The following is a 22,852-nucleotide window of genomic DNA, read 5'->3' on the forward strand; positions in this document are numbered from 1 at the left end:
CAGCCATGCCGCGCCATTTGCGACGCTGGAGATTGGCGAAGGTCGCGGTGAAGGCCGATCTCCCCCCGTGTGGGGGAGATGTCCGGCAGGACAGAGGGGGGCGCGAAGCAACGCGGCGTCTCCTCTCAAGGCGGCAGCATCCAGGCTCATCCGCCGACAGCCCTCAAAAGCGCCCGTGAAATGATGTGGCGCTGAATCTCGCTCGTCCCTTCCCAGATGCGCTCGACGCGGGCGTCGCGCCAGATGCGCTCCAGCGGCAGGTCGTCCATCAGGCCCATGCCGCCATGGATCTGGATCGCCTCGTCGGCGACGAAGGCGAGCATCTCGGTCGCCTTCAGCTTGGCCATCGCCATGTCCTGGTCGGTCACCGTGCCCTGGTCGTATTTCCAGCCGGCCTCGAGGATCATCAGCTCGGCCGCCTTCAGCTCGGTCGCCATGTCGGCGAGCTTGAACGACACGCCCTGGAACTTGCCAATCTGCTGGCCGAACTGCTCGCGTTGCGCGGCGTAGTCGATGGCATGGGAAAGCGCGCGTTCGGCGCGGCCGAGACAGGTCGCGCCGACCTGCAGGCGCGTCGCGCCGAGCCAGGAATTGGCAACCTCGAACCCCTTGTGCACCTCGCCGAGCACCTGGCTCGCCGGTATCCGGCAGTTGTCGAACTCCAGCACCGAATTGGTGTAGCCGCGATGCGAGACGTTGCGATAACCGTCGCGCACGGAAAAGCCCGGCGTTCCCTTGTCGACGAAGAACGCCGTGATCTTCTTGCGTTTTCCACGCGGCGAATCTTCTTCGCCCGACGCCATGAAGACGATGGCGAAATCGGCGATATCGGCGTGGCTGATGAAATGTTTGGTGCCGTTGAGCACCCAGTCGTCGCCGTCCTGCACCGCGCTCGCCTTCATGCCGCGCAGGTCGGAACCCGCGCCCGGCTCGGTCATCGCGAGGCAATCCGACTTCTCGCCGCGGATACAGGGGAACAGATATTTTTCGCGCTGTTCCGGCGTGCCGGCCAGAAGGATGTTCGACGGGCGCGCCACGCAGGTCCAGTGCAGCGCGTAGTTGGCGCGGCCGAGTTCCTTCTCGTAGAGCAGCCACGTCACCGTATCGAGTCCGGCGCCACCGACGTCGGCCGGCATGTTGGCGGCATAGAGGCCCGCCTCGATCGCCTTTGCCTTCAGCTCCGCGATCAGGTCGGGGCGCAGCACGCCGCTGCGCTCGACCTCCTGCTCATGCGGGTAAAGCTCGTTCTCGACGAAGGCGCGCGTCGTCTCGACGATGAGTTTTTGTTCTTCCGACAGGCCGAAATCCATTAGCGGAACTCCTCACCAAAGTGTGGTCGACCCCCACTCCGGTTGGCTGCGCAAACCACCTCTCCCCCGTTCGACGGGGTAGAGGAAACACGAGCGTCGGCGCACTTCCTCTCCCCCGTCGAACGGGGGAGAGGTGGCACGCGAAGCGTGACGGAGTGGGGGTCGGTCAGCGAAATGTTCACCGCTTTTTTCCCTTCACGGCCTTCACTGGCTTGGCGGCCTTCGCCGTCGCCGCCGATTTCTGCGCCTTCGACTTCAGCGCCGGCGCCTTCTTCGCCGCCAGTCCCGATAGCTGCTTCGTGTAGCCGTTGTAGAGTTCGCCTGCGCCCCAGCCCCTGCCCTTGTTCTGCCTCGACAGCGCTTCCATGATCGCGACCAGGTTGTCGTCGCGGATTTTTTCCAGCTCGCGGATCGACCATTTGCCGGACTGCTCGTCCGACTGCGTGGCGATCAAGTCGACCAGCTCATCGTTGAACTCCGGCACGTCCATCAGCTTGGTCCACGGCCACTTCAGGCACGGCCCGAACTGCGCCATGAAGTGGCGCATGCCGGCCTCGCCGCCGGCCACGCGATAGACCTGGAACATGCCCATCTGCGCCCAGCGGATGCCGAAGGAATAGCGCATGATGTCGTCGAGTTCCTCGACCGAGCAGATGCCGTCCTTGACCAGCCAAAGCGCCTCGCGCCAGGCCGCTTCCAGCAGGCGGTCGCCCACGAAGGCCTCGATCTCCTTGCGGATGACCACCGGCTTCATGCCGATCGAGGCATAGATTTCCTTGGCGACCTCGATAGCCTCGGGGAACGTCTGCTCGCCGCCGACGATCTCGACCAGCGGCAGCAGGTAGACCGGATTGAACGGGTGGCCGACAACCAGCCGCTCGGGGTGCTTCTTCATCGCCACCTGCATGTCGGTCGGCTTGATACCCGACGTCGACGAGCCGACGATGGAATTGGCCGGCGCGTGAAGATCGATCTCGGCCAGAACCCTGTGCTTGAGGTCGAGCCGTTCGGGCACGCTTTCCTGGATGAAGTCGGCGTCGGCAACCGCGTCGGCGATCGTCCTGGCGAAGGTCAGCCTGCCTTCCTTCGGCAAACCATTCGGCAGCATCTTCTTATAGGCCCGCCGCGCGCCCTTCATCACCTCGCCGACCTTGCGCTTGGCCTCGGGGTCCGGATCGTAGATCGCCACGTCGATGCCGTTGAGCAGCAGCCGGGCGACCCAGCCGGCTCCGATCACGCCGCCGCCGATACAGGCCGCCTTGCTGATGGTCATGTCCTTGCCTCCACGTTACGGAGGCGGCGCTCTACGTCGCCCCCCTTTGTCCTGCCGGACATCTCCCCCACACGGGGGGAGATCGGCGGTTGTGATGCTTTCGCATTCATTGCGAAGCCCGAGATTGGTGCTACCGTCCGCGACGTCCAATCTCCCCCCTCGTGGGGGAGATGTCCGGCAGGACAGAGGGGGGCGCGAAGGAATGCCATGTCCGCGATCCTCTAGGCCGCTACCGGAGCTCGCTTCGTCAACCCAAGTTTCTTGCGTACTTCCTCCGGGCCGATCACCCGCGCGCCCATATTCTCGACGACCGTCACCGCGCGCTCGACGAGTTGCGCGTTGGTGGCGAGCACGCCCTTGTCGAGCCACAGATTGTCCTCCAGCCCGACGCGCACGTTGCCGCCGGCGAGCACGGCTGCCGCCGCATAGGCCATCTGGTTGCGGCCGAGCGAAAAGGCCGAAAAGGTCCATTCGGGAGGCACGTTGTTGACCATCGCCATGAAGGTGTTGAGGTCGTCGGGCGCGCCCCACGGCACCCCCATGCAGAGCTGCACCAGCGCATCCGGCTTCAGCACGCCTTCGGCCACCAGCTGCTTGGCAAACCACAGATGTCCCGTGTCGAAGGCCTCGATCTCGGGCTTCACGCCCATCGCCGTCATCATGCCGCCCATGGCGCGCAGCATGCCGGGCGTGTTGGTCATCACATAGTCGGCCTCGGCGAAGTTCATCGTGCCGCAGTCGAGCGTGCAGATCTCCGGCAGGCACTGGCGCACATGCTCGACGCGGTTCGACGCGCCGCCCATGTCGGTGCCACGCTCCTGCAGCGGCAGCGGGCTCTCGACCGGCCCAAACGTCATGTCGCCGCCCATGCCGGCGGTCAGGTTCAGCACCACGTCGACATCGGCGTCGCGGATGCGCTCTGTTACCTCGCGGTAGAGCGCGACGTCGCGGCGCGGCTTGCCGGTTTCGGGGTCGCGCACGTGGCAGTGCACGATCGCGGCGCCAGCCTTCGCCGCCTCAATGGCGGAATCGGCGATCTCTTTAGGCGAGCGCGGCACGTGCGGGCTGCGGTCCTGCGTGCCGCCCGATCCGGTGACGGCGCAGGTGATGAAGACCTCGCGGTTCATGGCTAGCGGCATGTCTCTCTCCCTTGATGCATCGATCTTGACGCCACTTGCGGCGCCTTGTTTTGCATTTTACGAATAGTTCATGGCAAAAAGCGAAAAGCCGTCCGTCTTTCGCACCGAACGGGCCAGCCTCGACGTCACCGTGCTGGTCTTCTCGGGTTCGTCCATCATGTGCGTGGCCTCGGCAATCGACCCGCTGCGCGCCGCCAACCGGATTGCCGGCGAAACGCTGTTCGACTTCCGGCTCGTGTCGGTCGGCGGCGAACCCGCCGTCACCACCTGCGGCCTGCCGGTCGCCGTCAGCGGAAAGTTCGACCCGGCCAGGCCGACCGACGTGATCGTGGTGGTCGCGGGCTTCGGCACCCAGGGCTACGCCACCGCGGGCTTCCTTCAGGGGCTGCGCCGCGCGGCGCGCTCGGCCCGCGCCGTCGGGGGCGTCGAGGCCGGCACCTGGCTCGTGGCCCGGGCCGGGCTGCTCGCCGGGCGCGCCGCGACCACCCACTGGGAAGACATGGAGGACTTTTCGGCCGCCTTTCCGGACACGGATGTCAGGCCGGACCGCTACGTGATCGACGGGCCCGTCTTCACCTGCGGCGGCGCCTCGCCGACCTTCGACCTCATGCTGCACCTCATCCGCTCGCGGCTCGGCATGGCCGTCGCGCTCGATGTCGCCAGCGTCTTCATCTACGACCAGTCGCGCGCCGCCACCGACGCGCAGCCGCTGGTCTCGCTCGGCCGTCTCGACGGCTACGATCCGCGGCTTGCCCAGGCGATCCGCCTGATGGAGGCGCATGTCGACCAGCCCCTGAGCGTCGCGGCGATCGCCCGGCGGACCGGGGTCACCGCCCGCACGCTCGAAGGCATCTTTCGCAAGTCGATCGGCGAGACGCCGGGAGCCTACTACCTGCGGCTGCGGCTGACCACCGCGCGCAAGCTTGTGGTCGACACCCGCATCCCGATGGCCGACATCGCCGCGCGCACGGGCTTCTCCTCGGCCGCATCCTTTTCCAGGGCGTTTGCGCGATCCTTCGGCAAGCCGCCAGCCCGGTTGCGCAGGGGCTGAAGGACAAGCGGAGCCGCTTCGACCTCCCTGGTCTGCTCAGGCGCTCTTCTTTTCGGGTTCGCCTTCGATGATCACGCGCATGGCGTTGGCGAGCCGGCGTTCCAGCCGTCGCGTCACCGCGGCGTTCCATGCGCGCGGCGCGTCGTCCTCGCCGGCGACCGGCATCGCCATCAAACTGTCGATGAAGGACGACGATTCGTGGACTCGGTCGAGCAGCGCTCCAACCTGTGCGTCGAAGCCGCTGCCGGGGGATGTCTTCGTGCGGTTCGTTTCCATGCACTGAACCTAGCCGTCATTCATGACGGCCTGAAGGCGCAGGCGTGTCGAACCGACGACAGTTTCGTTAACGCCGTGTCGTCAGATCCAGACCCGAGAGAACGGAGTTCCCGCGCCCCGGGGCGCGGCCCGCCGTCAGACGTAGCGGTTGACGATGTTCTCCAGGTATTCCTGACGGCCGGACCTGGGTTGCGGGTCGAGGCCTTCCTTCAACACCCAGTCGGAAATCTGTTCCAGCGAGCGCTGGCCCTGAAGCATGGCCTGAGCCCCGGCCTGCGTCCAGCCGGCGTAGCGCTCCTCGAGCGGGCCTGACAGCGCCTTGTCCTCGATCATCCTGGCCGCCGCCTTCAGCCCGCGCGCGCAGCAATCCATCGCGCCGACATGGGCGATCAGCAGGTCCTGGGGATCGATCGACTGGCGGCGGATTTTCGCGTCGAAATTGGTGCCGCCCGTCGTGAAGCCGCCGGCCTGCAGCACCTGGTAGTAGGCCAGCGCCATCTCCGGCACGTTGTTGGGGAACTGGTCGGTGTCCCAGCCCGACTGGTAGTCGTTTCGGTTCATGTCGATCGAGCCGAAGATGCCGAGCGACGCCGCGAGCGCCAGTTCGTGCTCGAAGGAGTGGCCTGCCAGGATCGCGTGGCCCTGCTCGATATTGACCTTCACCTCGTTCTCCAGCCCGAACTCCTTGAGGAAGCCGTAGACGGTGGCGACGTCGTAGTCGTACTGGTGCTTGGTCGGCTCCTGCGGCTTTGGCTCGATCAGGATCGTGCCCTTGAAGCCGATCTTCTTCTTGTAGTCGACGACCAGCGACAGGAAGCGGCCGGCCTGCTGGCGTTCGCGCTTCAGGTCGGTGTTGAGCAGCGTCTCGTAGCCTTCGCGGCCGCCCCACAGCACGTAGTTCTCGCCGCCGAGGCGCTTGGTCACGTCGATGCACGACTTCACCGTCGCCGCCGCATAGGCGAAGACGCCGGGGTCGGGATTGGTCGCCGCGCCCGCCATGAAGCGACGGTGCGAAAACAGGTTCGCGGTGCCCCAGAGAAGCTTGATGCCCGTCTCTTCCTGCTTCCCCGCGAAGTAGTCGGCGATCTCGTCCAGCCGCGCGACGCTCTCGGCGAAAGTGTCGCCCTCCGGCCTGACGTCGGCATCGTGGAAGCAGTAATAGGGAACGCCGAGCAGCGAGAACATCTCGAAGGCGACGTCGGCCTTCAGCCTTGCGAGTTCCATCGTCTCGCCGAACCAGGGACGCTCGAAAGTCTGGCCGCCGAACGGATCGCCGCCCGGCCAGGCGAAGGAGTGCCAGTAGGCGATGGCGAAGCGCAGATGGTCTTCCAGCCGCTTGCCGGCAACGACCTCGTCCTTGTCGTAGAAGCGGTAGGCGAGCGGATTGGCGCTGTCCGGCCCCTCATACTTGATCTTCTTCGTGTCGCCGAAAAAGCCGGTGGACATCACGAAACTCCTCTGATCGCGGGATAGAGCGCGCGGTAGCGCCGATAGGCGTCCGCATAAGCCTGGGCGAGCGCGGCGTCCGGCTCGACCGTCTCCTCGGTCGCCGGCGCGCTGCAGATGGCGAAGGGGTCGGCCTTCTCGGCGGCGATCAGGCCGAGCCGCGCGGCGCCGAAGGCTGCGCCGAAATCGCCGTCGGCGGGAACGTCGACCGGTAGCCCCAGAGCCGTCGCCATCGCCTTCAGCCAGTAGCGCGAGCGCGAGCCGCCGCCGATCGCGGTGACCCGCGACAGTTCGGTGCCGGCCGCGCTGAGCGCCTCCAGGCTGTCGCGGAAGGCGAACGCCACCCCTTCGAGCACCGCCTGGGTCAGCGCCGCCGTTCCGGTCTCATGGCCGAGACCGGTGAAGGAACCGCGGATCACCGCGTCGTTGTGCGGCGTGCGCTCGCCCGACAGGTACGGCAGGAAGGTCACGCCGGTCGGCGCCCTGAGTTTGTCGCCGAGTTCGGCCGTCAGGTCGCCGGCGCCCTTTCCGGTGATGCCGACGAGCCAGTTCAGCGAATCCGTCGCCGACAGGATGACGCCCATCTGGTGCCAGGTGTTTGGCAGCGCATGGCAGAAGGTGTGCACGGCGCTTTCCGGGTTCGGCAGATACGCGCCGTTGGCGGCGAAGAGCACGCCCGACGTGCCGAGCGAGGCGAAGGCCTGTCCCGGCTTCACCGTGCCCATGCCGCAGGCCGACGCCGCATTGTCGCCTGCCCCGCCTGCCACCGGAATTGCCGGTTTCAGGCCCCATCTCGCGGCAAGTTCGGCGCGCAGCGCGCCGGCTGGTTCGGTGCCCTCGACCAGTTCCGGCATCTGTCTTTCGGACAGGTCCGTCGCCGCGAGCAGGTCAGCCGACCAGCGCCGCTCGGCGACGTCCAGCCAGGAGGTGCCGGCGGAATCGGACATTTCGGACATGTGCGCGCCGGTCAGCCAGAGCCGCAGATAGTCCTTCGGCAGAAGCACCTTCGCCACCCTGGCGAAGATCGCGGGCTCGTTGTTCTTCACCCATGCGAGTTTCGGCGCGGTAAAGCCCGGGAACACGATGTTGCCGGTGATCGCGCGGAACCGCGGGTCGGCGTCGAGCTTCGCCGCCTCGGCGTGGCTCCTGGTGTCGTTCCACATGATGCAGGGGCGCAGCACCTGGTCGGATGCGTCGAGCAAGGTCGCTCCATGCATATGGCCGGAAAGGCCGATGCCCTTCACGGCGGCAAGCGCACTCGCGTGCTTGGCCTTCAGTTCGTCAAGCGCCTGTTCGGTCGCCGCGATCCAGTCGGCGGGGTCCTGTTCCGACCAGCCGGGATGCGGGCGCGACAGGTCGACGGAAGCCGAGGCAGAGCCGACCGTCGCCTGGTCGGCGTCGATCAGCAGCGTCTTGACGCTGGATGTGCCCAGGTCGATGCCGAGATACATGCGCTCCTCCCGGCCGTTTCCGATGCCGGCCGCTCCCGGGCTTGCCGGATTGTCCGACGCCCGCGTTTTCTCCGACAAATCCTACAACGCAAAAATGCCGGCGATGCAACCGCTGGAAGCGCGCCCGCGGCGGATTTTTTTCGACATTCGTAAAAAATGCGGTGAATTGAGGCGCCGACCGGTCTTGGAGGGGCGAATCCGGCGGGGCGGCGCGGGAACGGCCCGGGCCGCGATTGTCCGTCCGCGCGCGCCTCAGTTTCCCGACCGCATCGCCGCCGTCGCAACCCCGGCGCCGATCAGCAGCGTGCCGCCGGTGCGGTTGAAGATGCGGATCGCCCGGGGGTTGCGCACAATGGTACGGGCCCGCGCGGCGACCAGCGCGTATCCGAAGGCGTTGGCGAAGGCGAGCGCCAGGAAGGTCGCCTCGAAGATGAACATCTGCGTCCAGAAGTCGCCGTGGCGATCGAGGAACTGCGGCAGGAAGGCGACGAAGAAGGTGATGCTCTTGGGATTGAGGGCGGTGACCAGCCACGCATGCGCCATCATCTTCGCCGGCGAGGTGGCATCCGTGCGCGGCTCCGCGTCGAGAGCGCCGCCGGCGCGGAACAGCTTGATGCCGAGATAGACGAGATAGGCCGCGCCGATCCACTTCAGCGCGGTGAACACTGTCGCCGACGCTGCAAGCAGCGCGCCGATGCCGAGCATCGACAACGTCATCGCGGTGAAGTCGCCAAGCGCCACCCCTACCGACATCGGCAGCGCCGTGCGCCAGCCCTGCCCGAGCGCATAGGACACGACGAGCAGGATCGTCGGCCCCGGGATCATCAGCAGAACCGTCGACGCCGCGACAAAGGCAGCCCAGGTTTCGAAGCTCATCGCCATCTCCTCGCGTCAGCGGAGATCATAAATCGCCCGGGCGCGGCATTTGTAAAGTGGGGCGCCTCACTGCCGCTCAAGATAGTCGCGGGCGATCTGCTTCAGCCGCGTCTCGCCGAAGCGTTCGCCATGGCCGCCATGCACGACGCGCACCGGAAGGTCCAGCAGCCTGCGCATGGTGGCGCGGTAGTCGTCCCGGCTGGAGCACCACATGTCGTCGATCAGCGTGTCGTCGTAGACGGCATCGCCCGAAAACAGGAGCCCGTCGCGTTCGTCGTAAAGACCGATGCAGCCGAAGGAATGGCCGGGCAGCGCGAGCACGGTAAAGGTCCTGTCGCCGGTCTCGATCCGGTCGCCCTCGTCGAGGATTCGGGTGAGCGGCGCCGGCCGGATCCGGTAGTCCTCGGTCCTCCAGCCCTCGGCCGGCAGGCGGCTCACCGGTTCGGCAAGCGCGCGGAACTCGTCGGCGAAGGTCCAGCGGTCCGGCATGGTCGCGAATGCACCGGCCTCCAGCCGCGGACCGGCCCGCTCCGCGAACTCGTGCAACGATCCGACATGGTCGGCGTGAACGTGGGTGGCGATCGCCAGCACCGGTTTGCCTGGCGTCAGGTCGAGCAACGGGGTGAGCCGCGCCAGCCCCATGCCGGCGTCAATCACGAGGTCGAGATCGCGGCCTTTGAGGTGATAGAAATTCGCCCTGAAGTAGTCGTTCAGGAACGGTTCTGTAAATGCGACGAGGTTCGCGTCGATCGGCGATTTGGTGAACCATGACTGGCCTGCTGGCAAAGCTGTCGGCTGCAAGCTCGATCCTCCGTGGGAACGCTGAACAGCCGGATAGGGACAGGAAACGCACTCCCCGGCAAGGTCCCGTCAGTCGGGGACCGGCCGGCGGCGCGTCTTCAGTGCGTGACGCACCAGCGAGCAGAGGCGGCGCAAGCCCGCGGAACGCGGTCGCCGACGACGAAGGCCGCAGCGAAAGCGATATCGGTCTTCGGTCTCTGGCTCATGATTCCCTCTTTCGGCAGGCGGCCGAGGTAGCCTGCCGTTTCGGGAGAGAATGTGACCCCGGCGGGGTCATTCTGTGCCGCCGCGCCCGCCCTTCTCGCCAACGCTCCGCCTCGCCCGCACGCAACGCCTTGCCGGCCCTGGCGTTCACCTTTCGTCAACCATGAATGGTGAAAATGCGACAAGCCCTGGCTGCCGCCGGGGCATGTCGTCGAGTGGAACCGTGCCCTTGTCCAAGTCATTGCGTCAGCCGTCCGCCCCGCAGGAAATACCCGAGACCATGTCGCGGCGCGCAGCGCTGCTCGGCCTCGGATCGGCCGCCATCGTCGCCGGCGCGGGCTGTACGCGCTCGATCGACATGACCGCGCTCGAGGTTCCGGCCTACCAGGTCGACAACGTGTCGACCGGCTCGATCAGACCCAAGATCAGTGTCGACCGGCAGGTCACGTCGCCGTCGCTGATGTACGCATCCTTCACCGACGAAGGCTTCGCCCTGCCGGAAATCCCCTACCAGAAGATCGAGCCGAAATGGCGTCGCCAGGTGGTCGTCGACCCGACCGGCGAGGCGCCGGGCACCATCGTGGTCAGGTCGCAGGAGCGTTTCCTCTATTTCGTCCAGCCGGGCGGCGATGCGCTGCGCTACGGCGTCGGCATCGGCCGCGAGGGATTTTCCTGGTCCGGCCGCGCCAACATCCAGTACGGCAAGAAGTGGCCGACCTGGACGCCGCCGCCGGAAATGATCGCCCGTCAGCCGCAACTGGAAAAGTGGCGCGGCGGCCAGCCTGGCGGCCTGAAGAACCCGCTCGGCGCGCGCGCGCTCTACATTTTCCAGAACGGCCGCGACACCGGCTACCGCATCCACGGCTCGCCCGAATGGTGGACCATCGGGCAGGCCATGTCGTCCGGCTGCGTTCGCATGATCAATCAGGACGTCATCGACCTTTTCAACCGCGTGAACGGCAAGACGCCGGTGGTGGTGGCGTAGGTTCGACGCGAAATCGCGCCCGGCGGCAGCCCGCCCGGTCGAGCGCTCAGTTCCCCGCCGGTCCTTGAGCCTTGCGGCGGGTCAACCGCTCCAGCGCATCGACGATCAGGTCGCAGAACTTCTGTTGGTCGAGCGTCATCGCCACCGTGTGCCTGAAGTTCGTCTGCTCCATCGCCGTGCCGCCGAAATGGCGCATGCCGCCCATCTTCTCGAAATTGCAGACGGTCATGCCCTTGGTCCAGCGTCCGGCGGTCTCGACGCGGATGTCGGCCTTTTCGGTCGTGAATACGGTCGGGTCGATCATCGCCGCGACGCAGCAGGCGTCATGGACCGCCGGATACGGGATCTGCAGCAGTCCGCCATGCGTCGTATCGATGAACGTCCAGATATCGAGGATGAACTGCGCGATGTCGCCGCCGACGGCGCGCACCCTGTCCTGCAGGTCCGGGGTGGCCAGCGCCTGGTGGGTCAGGTCGAGCCCCACCATGGTGACGTCCCAGCCGGCGCGAAACACCACGTCGGCCGCCTCGGCGTCGGCATAGACGTTGAACTCCGCAGCCGGCGTGATGTTGCCGCGCGTGTAGGCGCCGCCCATCGCGACGACCTTCTTGACCCGCTCGACGATGCGCGGCTCCTTGCGGACCGCCAGCCCGATATTGGTGTAGGGGCCTACCGGCACCAGCGTCACGGTGCCGGGCTCATGCGCCATGACGGTGTCGATGATGAAGTCGACGGCATGCCGCGGGTCGAGGTCGAACGAGGCCGGCGGCAGCACGGGGCCGTCAAGCCCGGTCTCGCCGTGGATCTCGACGGCCAGGACCTGGTCGGCGATCATCGGGCCGGGCGAGCCCTTGGCGACCGGCACCTTGATGCCGTAGGCGGTGCAGGTGGCGAGCGCGTTGCGCGTCGTGTTCTCGACATTGTGGTTGCCCGAGACCGTGGTGATGCCGAGCAGGTCGATGTTCGGGTTGCCGGCCGCCAGCAGGATGGCGATCGCGTCGTCATGCCCGGGATCGCAATCGAGGATGATCTTTTCCATGTGTCCCCTTTCGGCCAGGCCGGTGCGGCTCACCCGTTGGCGGTCGCCACGCCGCACGGGACGGCGATCGTCCGGCGAGTTCAGCGCGCGATCTTCCCGGACAGGGAAATCCTGCCCACGCAGGCGGTCATCGCCGGCATCCTATAGCACCGGCATCGGCGGCGAAACGCCATCGATTGCGCGGACGCCCCTCAGACGAACGGCTTGGCGACCTCGAAGCGCTTCGGCACCAGCCGGTTCAGATAGGCCATGCCCTTTTCGGTGAGACCGGTGCCCTCGGCGGAGAGGAAGTCGTCCGGCATATGGCGGGTCTTCGCCGCCACGCTGGAGAGCGGCACGATGTTCAACACCGTCTTCTGGCCGTCGAACTGCAGCGCCACCGAGCCGCCGCCGCGCGCCGCCGCCTCGACGGCGTGCACCCCGGCATCGAACGCCTCCTGGCTGTCCACCTTGCTGATCGCGCCGACATAGCCGCGCGGCATGTAGCCCAGCGCGTCGACGCGGGCGCGCTTGCCCGGCAGGCCCTCCGCCAGCGCATGCTCGAAGGCGCGGTTCAGGTCGCTGCCCGACAGCTTGACGTTGCCATGCGCGTCGCGCTCGACCTTGTCGGGACCGACGATGCTTTCGACCAGCGAGGTGCCGTCGGCGGTCTGCACGCCCTCGGACACCGCGACGACGCAGCGCTTGTGCTTGTCCAGCGTGCGCTTGACGTCGTCGATGAAGCGGGAGACCGAGAAGGCGCGCTCCGGCACGTAGATCAGGTGCGGGCCGCTTTCCTCGTCGAGCCGCCACGCCGCCGACGCCGCGGTCAGGAAGCCGGCGTGCCGGCCCATCACGATGGCGACATAGACGCCCGGCAGCGCGCGAAAGTCGAGGTCGACCGAGAGGAAGGCGCCGGCGACGAATTCGGCGGCCGACATGAAGCCCGGCGTGTGGTCGTTTTCCATCAGGTCGTTGTCGATGGTCTTCGGCGCATGCACGAAGGCGATCGACCCGCCCGACGCGTCGGTCAGGATCTGCTGCGTGCCGGAGGTGTCGTTGCCGCCGATATAGATGAAGGCCTGCGCGTCTGCCTTCTGCAGCCCCTTCAGCACGAGGTCGCAATAGGCCGCGTCGGGCTTGTCGCGGGTCGAGCCGAGGCCGGCGCTCGGCGTACCGCCGAACAGGCGCAGTTGCGCCTCCGGCAGGTCGGAGAGCACCACGAAATCGCCGTCGCGAACGCCGCGAACGCCATGGCGGGCGCCGAGCACGCGCGCCTTCGGGTAGCGCTTGCGGATCTCCAGCGTCGCGCCGGCCACCGTCTGGTTGATCACCGCCGTCGGCCCGCCGCCCTGCGCGATCACGAAGGTCTCTGCCATCTCGAAAATCCTCTCCGGGAATGCCTGTCTGCCGTTGCGGCACACATGCCCGTCTTTGCCGGCAAGCGCAACGGCAGACTTGGCGCCGCGCGCCGCCTACTCGCCGGCCTCGGACAGCACCAGTTGCTCGTTTCCGTGCATTTCGCGCAACGCCGCCGGTATGTCGATCGTCGCCTTCAGCGGCAGGTGGTCGGACGCGACCCGCGCCAGCGTGCTGTCATGCACTTCCATGGCCGTGACCAGGCCCGGCGATCCGATCACGCGGTCGAGCGCGACGACCGGGAAATAGGACGGAAACGAGAAATGCGCGTGGCTGAGCGGCCCGAACACCGGCCTCAACTCATGCAGCGACGATTTTCGGCCCGGGCGCCATTCGTTGAAGTCGCCGACCAGCAGGATCGGCAGGCGCGGCCCGTGCTCGATGGCGTCGAGGATGGAGCGCACCTGCCAGCGCCTGCTGCGCCGCAGCAGGCCGAGATGCGCCGCGACGAGGCGAAGTGGGCCGGCCGGCAGGTCGAGGTCGACGACGAGCGCGCCGCGCGGCTCGGCCCCCGGCAGGGCCAGCCGGCGCATGGCGCGCACCTCGCCCCGCCTCAGGAACAGCGCGTTGCCGTGCCAGCCGTGGCCGTGCGGCCGCTCCGAGGTCGGGATGTGCGTCAGCCCGGCCTCCTTCTCGAGCGCCTCGAGGTCGAGCAGCCCGTGGCGGCGGCCGAACCGCTTGTCCGCCTCCTGGATGGCGACGACGTCGGCATCCAGCTCCGCGATGACCGACGCGATGCGGCCCGGCTCGAAGCGTCCGTCCGTGCCCATGCACTTGTGCACGTTGTAGGAGGCGACGACCAGTTCGTGGTCGCCGTGCGGCCTTGCCGCCCGCCGCGGCTTTGCGTGGGCGTCCACCGACTGCATGGCCTGCAGCCGGTTCCTCAGCCTGCTCTTGATGGTGCTGAGCCGCGAGTTCCTCCGCAGCCGGGCAAGCAGCACCGGATCGAGGAAGGCAAGGCGGCTCTTGGTCATGAGGTAACCCTGGTGGACTTTCCTGACGACAGTGTTAACGGCAGCCGCCGGCAAGGAAAAGCAGGCGGGCGTTGAAGGTTCCGTTATCGGCGCCGGCGCGTCAGCGGCCGACCGACAGTCCGAGGTTCCAGATGCGGTCGGCGTTGCGCCAGAACAGCGCTTCGCGCTCGTCGTTGGAGCAGCCGGAAAGTACGGCGTGCGTCGCCGCTATCCACGCCAGCAGTCCGCCGCCGAGCGTGCAGACCGGCCAGTCGCTGCCCCAGACGACCCTCTCCCAGCCGAAACAGTCGATGATGTGCTCGACATAGGGGCGCAGCGTGGCGGCCGTCCATGTGTCGCCGTCGGCATAGGCGACGATGCCCGACACCTTGGCCATCAGGTTGGGCCTTGCGGCGAGTTCGGAGATGCCGCGCTTCCAGGCGTCGAAGTCGCCGCCCTTGATGTCGGGAACGCCGCAATGGTCGAGGATGAAGGTCACGTCGGGGGCGAGCGTCGCCAGCGCCAGCGCCAGCGGCTGCTGGCGCGGAAACATGCAGATGTCGAAGGTGAGCCGCGTGCCGGCGAGCCGCCTGACGTTCTGTCGGAACAGCGCCCCTTGCGAGATGTCGTCGTCCACGGTGTGCAGGATGCGCCTGAAACCCCTGACGAAGGGATCCGCCAGCGCGCGTTCGAGCAGGGCCTCGAACCCCTCCTCCTCGGGTCGACAGGCGGAGATCGCGCCGCGTATCAGGCTGCCCGGCTTCTTCGACTGCTCGCGCACGAACGCGATCTCGCCGGCAATCTGCTCCGGCGCCACGTCGACTTCCATGTGGAGCACGTCGGTGACGCCGGCCTTCTGCGCATCACGCGCATATTCTGCGTAGAGGAAATCGCGGTTGAGCGCGGGCGCGCCGTCGAGCCACGGATAACCGAGCCGGGACTGGTCGATGAGATGCAGGTGGGTATCGACGAGCACGCTGTCCTCCTTGAACTTGGACGTCTTTGGGGACGCCTTTCATGCGACGGTCGGTCATCGGAGCGCAAGCGATCATTGCCGCCGCCGGCAAGGCGCCGGCGCTGCCGTGACCGTGCCCGGTCAGAGAGACCCGCGCCCGATGACCTTGTCGGTGTTGGCGAGCAGCCGCCGGACGGCCGCGCGGGCCGCTTCCGGACGCTTCAGCCTGACGTTGCGTTCGATCGCCTCGTGCAGCTTCTGCGCGTGGCGCACATCAGCCGTCTCGCGGGTGACCACGACGAACAGATTGTTGAGCGCCGATTCGATCAGCACGCCAAGCGGAACCAGCAATTCGTTGCCCGACGCCCGCAGGATGGCCAGGTGGAAGCGCGTGTCGGCGTGGGTGCGGGCGGCCAGCGACGTCGCGTCTCCCATTTCCCGGCATGCCTTGCTGATCTCTGCCATCTCCTCCTCGGAGCGGCGCTCTGCGGCAAGCGCCGTCGCGTCCGGCTCGATGATGTGACGGAACTCCTGGACGGTGCGCAGGAACCCCTCGCGGTCGGGCGCCATGGCGTACCAGCCGAGCACGTCGCGATCGAGCAGGTTCCAGCGCTCGCGCGGCTCGACCCAGCTGCCGACCTTGGGCCGCGATGACAGGAGGCTCTTGGCCATCAGCATCTTGATCGCCTCGCGCACCGCCGACCGGCTGACGTCGAATGTCTCCGACCACTTCGCCTCGTTCGGCAGGATGGTGCCGGGCGGATAGTCGCCGCGCACGATGCGCATCCCGATCTCGTTGGCGAGGGAGGCGTGCACGCTCGATCCGGCGGCAAGCGAAGCGCCGCTTCCCCTGCTCCGTTCGATCGGAGCCGGGCCGGTGGCGGAAGCGGTTTCCTTGATGCGTCGCATGAGTCGATCCCCCTGCAGGTTGCTATCGCACTTTCGGCAGGGCGAGCAAGAAGCGGACGCGCCCGAACCCGGGCGCGTCCTCGGTCCGCCTACTTCTGGATGCAGGTGTCGGCCGTGTCCTTGGTGCATTCGTCGAGACCGGTGAACACCGGGTCGGCGACTTCCTTGCCTTCGATCAGGTCGATCATGACCGTCGGCGCCTTGTAGCCCATCTCGAACGGCCGCTGGCCGACGAGAGCGGTCACCAGGCCTTCCTTGGCGATCGCCACCTCTTCGCCGATCGTGTCGGCGGCGCCGATCACGAACTGGTTGGCGGCGATCTTGTCGGCCATCGGCTTGAACAGGTCGCGGTAGGGCTGCGGCGCGCCGAACAGCGGCCAGCCGCCCATGATGCCGAAGCCGACGAGGTCGGGGTTGGCGGCGAGGATGTCGGTCATCGCCTGCACGCCCTTGGCGCCATCGTCATTGGTGAACACCGGGCATCCCGCGACTTCGGTCCAGCCGCCTTCGCCCTTCAGTTCGGCCAGCCCCTCCTGGCCGGACAGCGAATCGCGCCAGCCCTGCGCGCGGCGCAGGATGTTGTCGGCGCCCGGGTTGCCCTGGATCGAGCAGACCTTGCCGCCGGCCGGCAGCGCTTCCTTCATGTAGTCGCCGATGCGCTTGCCCATCAGGTAGTTGTCGGTGCCCAGATAGGTCTTGCGCAGCGCCGAGTCTTCCTTGGCGAGGTCCGCGTCGAGGGTCATCACCGGGATGGTCGGGTTCGCCGTCTTGATCGACTGCGCGATCAGCTTGGCGTTGGACGGCGAGATCGCGATCGCGACGGTCGACGGCTTGCCGAGCATGTCCTGCACGATCTGCGCTTCGCCGGCTTCGTCGGACGTCGACGCGGGACCGGTGTAGAAGCATTCATATTCCGAGCTTGCGTTCTCGGAGTTCCACTTCTGGCAGCCCTGGTTGATCGCCTCGAAGAACGGGTTGTCGAGGCCCTTCACCACGATGACAAGCTGCTTCTTCTCCTGTGAGAGCGCCTGGCTTGCGCCGAGCGCCATCGCCGCGGTTGCGGCCAGCAACAGAAGCTTCCTCATATCCTTCCTCCCATTGAACCAGGCGAGCACGGAGGTGCGCGCCGCACGCATCGGCCCGGACCTGGGCCGCACGCGGATCGCGTCCGCGCATGGCGTCGAGCCGACAAACTCCCGTGATCGCATAGCAGCCGAGGTCCGGGCCGGCAGCGCCAGTCGCGAGCACGAGCATGCTTCCCAAACAAGGCGGCAAGCTAATATCGGCGCGTTTCATGCGTCAACGGGTATTGTCCTATTTGTCTTACAAAATTGACGATTGGTCGCCGGACTATCGATTGACGCCCGCGCGCCTGTTTGCGTAAATGCCCCCGATCGTTGCCTCGGGAGGACAGCAGGCGACGACCGTCAGCGGGCCGGTAGGGCGCGATGCCTGACCAAGGCCGGGGAGGTTGCAAGTCGTGGCGGTTCTCGAACTGATCAACGTCTCGAAGCACTTCGGCGCCATCCAGGCGGTCAGCGACGTTTCGTTTTCGCTGAGCCCCGGCGAGGTCGTCGGGCTGATGGGCGACAACGGCGCCGGAAAGTCCACCCTCGTGAAGATGATCGCCGGCAACTATCGCCCGAGCGAAGGCACCATCCGGATGGAGGGGACCGACCTCGTCATGCACCGGCCGGTCGATGCGCGCCGCCACGGCATCGAGATCGTCCACCAGGACCTTGCGCTGTGCGACAATCTCACGGCCGCCGCCAACGTCTTCCTCGGGCGGGAGCTGCGTCGCGGCGTCGGCCCGTTCGGCGTGCTGGACTATGCCTCCATGTACAACCGCGCTGCTGAAATCTTCAGGGAGCTGAAGTCCGAGACGCGCCCGCGCGACCTCGTCAAGCAGATGTCGGGCGGCCAGCGGCAGGCCGTGGCGATCGGCCGGACCATGCTTTCGGAGGCGAAGATCGTGCTGATGGACGAGCCTACGGCGGCGATCTCCGTGCGCCAGGTCGCCGAGGTGCTGCACCTCATACGCCAGTTGCGCGACAAGGGCATCGCCGTCGTCCTGATCAGCCATCGCATGCCCGACGTGTTCTCGGTGGCCGACCGGGTGATCGTCATGCGGCGCGGCCGCAAGGTCGCCGACAAGGCGATCGGCAGCAGTTCGCCCGAGGAGGTCACCGGCCTGATCACCGGCGCGATCGAGATGGCGGCGTAGGGGGAAGCGGGAATGGCTGTTACGCTCGACCAGACCATAGCCCACAAGCAGCACGGCCTGGTCAGCCGGATCGTCGGCACGCAGACCTTCTGGGTGCTGGTGGCGGTCCTGCTGGCTTGCCTCTATCTGTCCTTCGCGACCGATTCATTCGCGACGGCCAAGAACCTCTACAACATCACCCGCAACGTCACCTTCGTAGCCATCATCGCGCTCGGCATGACGCTGGTTATCATCACCGGCGGCATCGACCTGTCGGTCGGCTCCGTGCTGTGCCTCTGCAGCATGGTCCTCGGCGTCACCATGCACGCCGGCTGGGGCATCGAGGTCGGCATCGCCGCCGCCGTCGCCACCGCGCTTGTGGTCGGCGCCTTCAACGGCGTGCTGATCGCCTATCTCGGCTTCCCGCCCTTCGTGGTGACGCTTGGCATGCTGTCGATCGCCCGCAGCCTGGCGATGGTCGCCTCCGGCAACACGGTCGTCTTCGAGTTCGGGCCGGACCACGACAAGCTGCTGGCGCTCGGCGGCGGCGCCTGGTTCCTCGGCATCGCCAATCCTGTGCTTTACATGATCGTGCTGGCGCTGATCACCGGCTTCGTTCTGCGCTGGACGAAATTCGGCCGCCATGTCTACGCCATCGGCGGCAACGAGCACGCGGCGACGCTGACCGGCGTTCCGGTCAAGCCCATCAAGGTTGCCGTCTACATGATCTCGGCGCTGTCGGCCGGCATCGCCGGCATCATCCAGACCGGCTGGCTCGGCGCCATCACCACCAACCTCGGCGCCGGCCTGGAACTGCAGGTGATCGCCGCCGCCGTCATCGGCGGCGCCAACCTCGCCGGTGGCGTCGGCACCGCCTTCGGCGCGCTCGTCGGCGCTGCGCTCATCGAGATCATCCGCAACAGCCTCGGCCTGCTCGGCATCAACGCCTTCTGGCAGGGCACCTTCATCGGCGGCGCGATCATCCTGGCGGTGCTGTTCGACCGCATCCGCAATTTCCGCCAAAGCGACTAGGGCAAGCACAATTCATGTCAGACCTGTTCAGCCTGAAGGGCCGGATCGCCCTCGTCACCGGTTCCGGCCAGGGCATCGGCTACGCGCTGGCCAAGGGGCTCGCGGCACACGGCGCGAAAGTCGTGCTGAACGGCCGCACCGCGGCAAAGATAGGCAAGGCGGTCGCCACGCTGCGCGGCGAAGGGCATGACGTCGAGGCCGCGGTGTTCGATGTCGTCGATGCGGCCGCCGTCGGCGCCGAGATCGACCGGATCGAGCGGGAGCTCGGCCCGATCGACATCGTGGTCAACAATGCCGGCGTGCAGTTCCGCAAGCCGCTCGACGAGTTCCCGGACGACAAGTGGCAGGAACTGCTGCAGGTGAACGTGACCGGCGTCTTCAATGTCGGCAAGGCCGTGGCGAAACGCATGATCCCGCGCCGGCGCGGCAAGATCATCAACATCGCCTCGGTGATGAGCGAACTCGCGCGCGAGACGATCGCGCCCTACACGACGACCAAGGGCGCTGTGAAGAACCTGACGCGCGGCATGTGCGCCGACTGGGCGCGGCACGGCATCCAGGTCAACGCCATCGCGCCGGGCTTCTTCAAGACCGAACTCAACACGGCGCTGTTCGAGAACCCGGACTTCAACGCCTGGCTGGAAAAGCGCACGCCCGCCGGCCGCTGGGGCGCGGTCGAGGAACTCGTCGGCGCGGCCGTCTTCCTGGCCTCCGACGCGTCGTCCTTCGTCAACGGCCACACGCTGTTCGTCGACGGCGGCATGACCGTTTCGGTGTGAGTCCTATGTCTTCGGCGCGTATTTGCGCCAGTTGTGCTGCTGCTTGAAGCCGAGCACTTTCCTGATCTTGCGGTTGGAATAGAGCGACTCGTACTTGCCGAGCTTCCGCTTCAGCGGAACCTCAGGATAGAAGCGGTCGAGCAGTTCCTGCGTCGTCAGGGCGGCCGACGGATCGTCGTTGGCCGCGTTGAAGACCTGGTAGCCCAGCCCGCTCTTGGCGATGCAGAGGTCGACGATCTGGCCGAGGTCGCGCGCATCGATGTAGCTCCAGGCGATGCGCTTGCGGAAGGCCGGATCCTTGATCCATTTCGGGATGTAGCCTTCGTATTCGTGCGGCTCGATGACGTTGCCGATCCTCAGCGCGTAGATGTCGAAGCCGCTGCGCAGCGCAAAGGCGCGGGCGCATTGTTCGTTGACCACCTTGGATAGCGCGTAGGAATCCATCGGATCGACGTCGTACGCCTCGTCGAGCGGGAAATAGGCGGGATCCCTGGGTTCGTTGGCGAAGACCACGCCGTAGGTCGTCTCGCTCGACGCGATCACGATCTTCTTGATCCCGAGCTTAACCGCCGCCTCGATGACGTTGTAGGTGCCCATCGTGTTGACGCGGAACAGCTCGTTGTCGGGCGTGATCATGATGCGCGGGATGGCGGCGAAATGGACGACGGCGTCGACCGGCTTGGGCCGCAGCGACGGGTCGAACTCGTGCAGGCCCATGTAGCTCGACAGCGCGTTGAACACCTGGCCGCTGTCGGTGATGTCGGTGATCAGCGTGCGGACTTTCGGATTGTCGAGCGGCCTGGTGTCGATGTTGAGCACCTGGTGCCCCTTCCCGACCAGATAATCCACGACGTGCCGGCCGGCCTTGCCGCTGCCGCCGGTGAACATGATCCGCTTGCCCATCTCGATCTCCCTATTTGTCTGACATTTGCAGGGAGTTGCCGCCGGACGCAAGCCCGGCGGCGAGGCAATTCGCGGGCCGCGCCTACGGGAGCGTGTAGGCCGTCTTCACCGTGGTGAAGAATTCGGCGGCATAGCGGCCCTGCTCGCGCGGGCCGAAGGACGACCCTTTCCGGCCCCCGAACGGCACGTGGTAGTCGACGCCCGCCGTCGGCAGGTTGACCATCACCATGCCGGCCTCGGCGTTGCGCTTGAAGTGCGAGGCGTGCTTCAAGCTGGTCGTGCAGATGCCCGACGACAGGCCGAAGACGGTGTCGTTGGCGGCGGCCAGCGCCTCGTCGTAGTTCTTCACCCGCATGACACTGGCGACCGGCCCGAAGATTTCCTCGCGGTTGATGCGCATCCCGGCGGTCGTCTCGGTGAACAGCGCCGGCTGCAGGTAGAAGCCGGGCGTGTCGCGCTTGAGCAGGTCGCCGCCGAACGCCAGCCTGGCGCCTTCCTGCTTGCCGATGTCGATGTAGGACATGTCCTGGTCGAGCTGGCTCTGGTCGACCACCGGCCCGACATGGGTGCCCGGCTTCACCGCGTCGTCCACGACAAGCGCCTTCAGGCGCTCGCCGACCGCCGCGACGAACCTGTCGTGGATGCCCTCGGTGACGACGAGCCGCGAGGACGCGGTGCAGCGCTGGCCGGTCGAGAAGAAGGCGCCGTTGACGGCGACGTCGACCGCAACGTCGAGGTCGGCGTCGTCGAGCACCACGAGCGGGTTCTTGCCGCCCATCTCGAGCTGGAACTTGCGCATGTGCTCGACGCAGGCGGCGGCAACTTTCTTGCCGGTGCCGACCGAGCCGGTGAAGGTGATCGCGTCGACGCCGGGGCTGTTGAGCAGCGTGTCGCCGACCACCGAGCCGCGGCCCATGACGAGGTTGAAGACGCCTTCGGGAACCCCGGCGCGCACGATGATGTCGGCGAGCGCCCAGGCCGAGCCCGGCACGAGATCGGCCGGCTTGAAGACGACCGTGTTGCCATAGGCGAGCGCCGGCGCGATCTTCCATGCGGGAATGGCGATCGGAAAGTTCCACGGCGTGATGATGCCGATGACGCCGACCGGCTCGCGGGTGAGCTCGACATCGATGCCGGGACGGGTGGACGGCAGCTTTTCGCCCGACAGGCGCAGCGTCTCGCCGGAGAAGAAGTCGAAGATCTGCGCCGCGCGCAGCACCTCGCCGGTCGCCTCGGGCAGCGTCTTTCCTTCCTCGCGGGCGAGCAGCCTTCCAAGCTCGTCCTTGCGCGCGACGATCTCGTCGGAAACCTTTTTCAGGATATCGTGGCGCTGCTGGATGCCGGAGCGCGACCACGCCGGAAACGCGGCCCGCGCCGCGGCGATCGCCTGTTCGGCCTGCTCGCGCGATGCGCGCGCGTAGCGGCCGACCACGTCGCCCGTGTCGGAGGGATTGATATTCTCGGCGGCCTCTCCCGCGTCAACCCAGCTCCCGGCTATGAAGTTCTGATGCAAAGTCATGGGTCTGCCCTTGTCCGTCGGTTTTTGTTGGTGGCCGCAGGCTGAATACAGGGCAATGACGCATGCTTAAAGCAAATTCGACCCCTGCGACACGACCGGATGGCGATCGCCTGCCCGCTTCCGCCCGATCGCGCCGGACCAAGTTGACATCGGTCGGACCGGTTCGCTAGATGACGACTTCACCAGGGGGGTCCCGACAAGGGGCTGAGATACTGCTGGCTTCGCGCAGCGCAGTGACCCGTCGAACCTGATCCAGTTCATACTGGCGTAGGGACGGTGCGAGGCGCAGCAGGCCGGTCTCCGGCTGGAGCATTCGGGTTCATCCACGCCCGAAGTCCGATTGCCAAACC

The 22,852-nt window shown here is 66.8% G+C and carries 21 protein-coding genes and 1 riboswitch; of the genes, 5 read left to right on the forward strand and 16 right to left on the reverse strand.

All coding sequences use genetic code 11. The annotated features are described in order from the left end of the window. Window positions 1–146 precede the first annotated feature (146 nt). The 3 genes from ABUE31_RS05980 to bcoG form a co-directional block, all read right to left on the reverse strand. Complete coding sequence (locus ABUE31_RS05980) at window positions 147–1,310, reverse strand: acyl-CoA dehydrogenase family protein (protein WP_367722626.1); 1,164 nt, start codon at window positions 1,308–1,310, stop codon at window positions 147–149. A gap of 178 nt (window positions 1,311–1,488) precedes the next feature. Then, window positions 1,489–2,583 carry a 3-hydroxyacyl-CoA dehydrogenase NAD-binding domain-containing protein gene (locus ABUE31_RS05985; protein ID WP_367722627.1) on the reverse strand — a complete coding sequence of 365 codons (1,095 nt, stop codon included), beginning with the start codon at window positions 2,581–2,583 and terminating at the stop codon, window positions 1,489–1,491. Between the two features lie 221 nt (window positions 2,584–2,804). After that, window positions 2,805–3,722 (reverse strand): 3-dehydrocarnitine:acetyl-CoA trimethylamine transferase BcoG, encoded by a 918-nt coding sequence (gene bcoG / locus ABUE31_RS05990; protein WP_367722628.1) that lies wholly within the window; start codon window positions 3,720–3,722, stop codon window positions 2,805–2,807. 70 nt (window positions 3,723–3,792) lie between these two features. Between bcoG and ABUE31_RS05995 the strand changes: the two genes are divergently transcribed. Next, complete coding sequence (locus ABUE31_RS05995) at window positions 3,793–4,773, forward strand: GlxA family transcriptional regulator (RefSeq protein WP_367722629.1); 981 nt, start codon at window positions 3,793–3,795, stop codon at window positions 4,771–4,773. Between the two features lie 36 nt (window positions 4,774–4,809). Here the strand turns inward: ABUE31_RS05995 and ABUE31_RS06000 are convergent, their stop codons facing one another. The 5 genes from ABUE31_RS06000 to ABUE31_RS06020 form a co-directional block, all read right to left on the reverse strand. After that, entirely contained in the window at window positions 4,810–5,049 is a 240-nt protein-coding gene (locus tag ABUE31_RS06000; protein WP_367722630.1) for a hypothetical protein, read from the reverse strand. 135 nt (window positions 5,050–5,184) lie between these two features. Beyond that, window positions 5,185–6,495, reverse strand: coding sequence for a xylose isomerase (gene xylA, locus ABUE31_RS06005; protein ID WP_367722631.1), 1,311 nt, complete (start codon window positions 6,493–6,495; stop codon window positions 5,185–5,187). After that, window positions 6,495–7,946, reverse strand: a complete 1,452-nt coding sequence (xylB, locus tag ABUE31_RS06010) for a xylulokinase (protein ID WP_367722632.1) — start codon at window positions 7,944–7,946, stop codon at window positions 6,495–6,497. The genes xylA and xylB overlap by 1 nt, the downstream gene beginning before the upstream one ends. Window positions 7,947–8,198: 252 nt before the next feature. Beyond that, window positions 8,199–8,822, reverse strand: a complete 624-nt coding sequence (locus ABUE31_RS06015) for a LysE family translocator (protein WP_367722633.1) — start codon at window positions 8,820–8,822, stop codon at window positions 8,199–8,201. A gap of 66 nt (window positions 8,823–8,888) precedes the next feature. Continuing rightward, window positions 8,889–9,623: an MBL fold metallo-hydrolase gene (locus ABUE31_RS06020; RefSeq protein ID WP_367722634.1), complete on the reverse strand. Its 735-nt coding sequence runs from the start codon at window positions 9,621–9,623 to the stop codon at window positions 8,889–8,891. Window positions 9,624–10,107: 484 nt separating this feature from the next. On the opposite strand from ABUE31_RS06020, the gene ABUE31_RS06025 reads away from it, so the two are divergent. Then, complete coding sequence (locus tag ABUE31_RS06025; RefSeq protein WP_367722635.1) at window positions 10,108–10,812, forward strand: L,D-transpeptidase; 705 nt, start codon at window positions 10,108–10,110, stop codon at window positions 10,810–10,812. A gap of 46 nt (window positions 10,813–10,858) precedes the next feature. Here the strand turns inward: ABUE31_RS06025 and ABUE31_RS06030 are convergent, their stop codons facing one another. The 6 genes from ABUE31_RS06030 to ABUE31_RS06055 all read right to left on the reverse strand — a co-directional run bounded on the left by ABUE31_RS06030 (window position 10,859) and on the right by ABUE31_RS06055 (window position 17,151). Beyond that, the gene (locus ABUE31_RS06030; protein WP_367722636.1) at window positions 10,859–11,851 is read right to left on the reverse strand and encodes a nucleoside hydrolase; all 993 of its coding nucleotides are present in this window, start codon (window positions 11,849–11,851) and stop codon (window positions 10,859–10,861) included. Between the two features lie 191 nt (window positions 11,852–12,042). Then, window positions 12,043–13,209, reverse strand: a complete 1,167-nt coding sequence (locus ABUE31_RS06035) for a diphosphate--fructose-6-phosphate 1-phosphotransferase (protein ID WP_367722637.1) — start codon at window positions 13,207–13,209, stop codon at window positions 12,043–12,045. Between the two features lie 96 nt (window positions 13,210–13,305). Further along, window positions 13,306–14,223: an endonuclease/exonuclease/phosphatase family protein gene (locus tag ABUE31_RS06040; protein ID WP_437344079.1), complete on the reverse strand. Its 918-nt coding sequence runs from the start codon at window positions 14,221–14,223 to the stop codon at window positions 13,306–13,308. Between the two features lie 100 nt (window positions 14,224–14,323). Continuing rightward, window positions 14,324–15,178: an amidohydrolase family protein gene (locus tag ABUE31_RS06045; protein ID WP_367722638.1), complete on the reverse strand. Its 855-nt coding sequence runs from the start codon at window positions 15,176–15,178 to the stop codon at window positions 14,324–14,326. Window positions 15,179–15,298: 120 nt separating this feature from the next. After that, window positions 15,299–16,066 carry a FadR/GntR family transcriptional regulator gene (locus tag ABUE31_RS06050; RefSeq protein WP_367722639.1) on the reverse strand — a complete coding sequence of 256 codons (768 nt, stop codon included), beginning with the start codon at window positions 16,064–16,066 and terminating at the stop codon, window positions 15,299–15,301. Between the two features lie 89 nt (window positions 16,067–16,155). Continuing rightward, window positions 16,156–17,151: a substrate-binding domain-containing protein gene (locus tag ABUE31_RS06055; RefSeq protein ID WP_367722640.1), complete on the reverse strand. Its 996-nt coding sequence runs from the start codon at window positions 17,149–17,151 to the stop codon at window positions 16,156–16,158. Window positions 17,152–17,546: 395 nt separating this feature from the next. Between ABUE31_RS06055 and ABUE31_RS06060 the strand changes: the two genes are divergently transcribed. Genes ABUE31_RS06060 through ABUE31_RS06070 form a run of 3 tightly spaced genes read left to right on the forward strand, consistent with a single transcriptional unit; the run spans window position 17,547 to window position 20,080 of the window. Beyond that, the gene (locus ABUE31_RS06060; protein ID WP_367722641.1) at window positions 17,547–18,290 is read left to right on the forward strand and encodes an ATP-binding cassette domain-containing protein; all 744 of its coding nucleotides are present in this window, start codon (window positions 17,547–17,549) and stop codon (window positions 18,288–18,290) included. Window positions 18,291–18,302: 12 nt separating this feature from the next. Further along, a complete protein-coding gene (locus tag ABUE31_RS06065) occupies window positions 18,303–19,301 on the forward strand; it encodes an ABC transporter permease (protein ID WP_367722642.1) in 999 nt (332 codons plus the stop codon). 14 nt (window positions 19,302–19,315) lie between these two features. Beyond that, entirely contained in the window at window positions 19,316–20,080 is a 765-nt protein-coding gene (locus ABUE31_RS06070; RefSeq protein WP_367722643.1) for an SDR family oxidoreductase, read from the forward strand. 3 nt (window positions 20,081–20,083) lie between these two features. Here the strand turns inward: ABUE31_RS06070 and ABUE31_RS06075 are convergent, their stop codons facing one another. Beyond that, window positions 20,084–20,983 (reverse strand): NAD-dependent epimerase/dehydratase family protein, encoded by a 900-nt coding sequence (locus ABUE31_RS06075; protein WP_367722644.1) that lies wholly within the window; start codon window positions 20,981–20,983, stop codon window positions 20,084–20,086. A gap of 82 nt (window positions 20,984–21,065) precedes the next feature. After that, window positions 21,066–22,502: an aldehyde dehydrogenase family protein gene (locus ABUE31_RS06080; RefSeq protein WP_367722645.1), complete on the reverse strand. Its 1,437-nt coding sequence runs from the start codon at window positions 22,500–22,502 to the stop codon at window positions 21,066–21,068. 174 nt (window positions 22,503–22,676) lie between these two features. Further along, window positions 22,677–22,794, forward strand: a riboswitch (TPP riboswitch). Window positions 22,795–22,852 lie beyond the last annotated feature (58 nt).

The organism is Mesorhizobium marinum, assembly GCF_040813675.1.
Classification (GTDB): Bacteria; Pseudomonadota; Alphaproteobacteria; order Rhizobiales; family Rhizobiaceae; genus Mesorhizobium_K; species Mesorhizobium_K marinum.